The sequence below is a fragment of the Pseudomonas sp. GM49 genome, assembly GCF_000282355.1.
Classification (GTDB): domain Bacteria; phylum Pseudomonadota; class Gammaproteobacteria; order Pseudomonadales; family Pseudomonadaceae; genus Aquipseudomonas.
In genome coordinates this window covers 1-926 of record NZ_AKJL01000019.1, presented here as the reverse complement: position 1 = coordinate 926, position 926 = coordinate 1, and the positions used below count along the sequence as shown (strand labels likewise).

Annotated in this window: 1 protein-coding gene; it reads right to left on the bottom strand. The window is 62.3% G+C overall.

Annotated elements, in window-relative coordinates; all coding sequences use genetic code 11:
• Positions 1–11: 11 nt before the first annotated feature.
• On the bottom strand, positions 12–926 hold a 915-nt coding region (locus PMI29_RS27235; protein ID WP_007993843.1), incomplete at its 5' end, for an alpha/beta hydrolase.

Here is a 926-nt window from a genome sequence, read left to right as displayed (position 1 = left end):
CGGAACAGACGCTAAGGATTACGCCCCTTGATCCGCCTGGTCAAAAACCCGAAATACTCCTGCCGCATCACCAGAGTCTCATTCGCCAGATGATGTCGTGCCTCGGGCAGCATCAGCACCTGTGGCCGATCAAACTTGCCCCGCAACATTTCCAGGTTGTGCTCCCAATCCACCGTCATGTCGGCCTGCCCCTGCACGATCAACGGCCGGCGGCTACTCGTGGGTGCGGTCTCGATGCGTTTGATCCAGCGCGCCAATGCACCCACCCAGGCCGTCGGCAGGCGCAGCGGCTGCAACGGATCGGCTTGCAGGAACGGCAGAAAAGCCGGGTCATTGGAGTTCTCGCTGAAGCGCCGGGCGATGGCTTTGACGAAAGGCTTGAGCAGGTAGTAACTCAGTTGCGACCAACCCCATGCCCGCGGCCGCACCAGCGGCGACAGCAGAATCACCTGGCCCTGGGCCGGGCTGTTCGCCCCCGCATTCAACACATGATCGATCACGATCGCCCCGCCGGTACTCTGCCCGCACAGGTGCCACGGTTGCGGCAAGTCGAGGGATTGCGCCTCGCTGAACAACCCTTGCAACGCGTCCTGATACTCGGCGAAATCCTTGATGCTCGCTCGTTCGCCGCTGGACAGGCCATGCCCCGGCAAGTCGCAGGCAATCACCGCAAAACCCTGGTCCAGCGCCCACTCGATCACATGCCGGTAGAGCCCGGTGTGGTCGTAGAAACCGTGGATGACAAACAGCGTCGCCTTGGCCTGCTCGGGCCACCAGAATTGGCTGACCAGCTCATAACCATCGACCTCGAATCGTCCAAGGCCACTGCGCACCTGACGCTGCGCAAAATCCAGCCCGTAGAATCGCTGGTAAGCCTGCGCCTGTACCGACAACGGCTGCCCGGCCGCCAGTGGCAACAGGCTTGC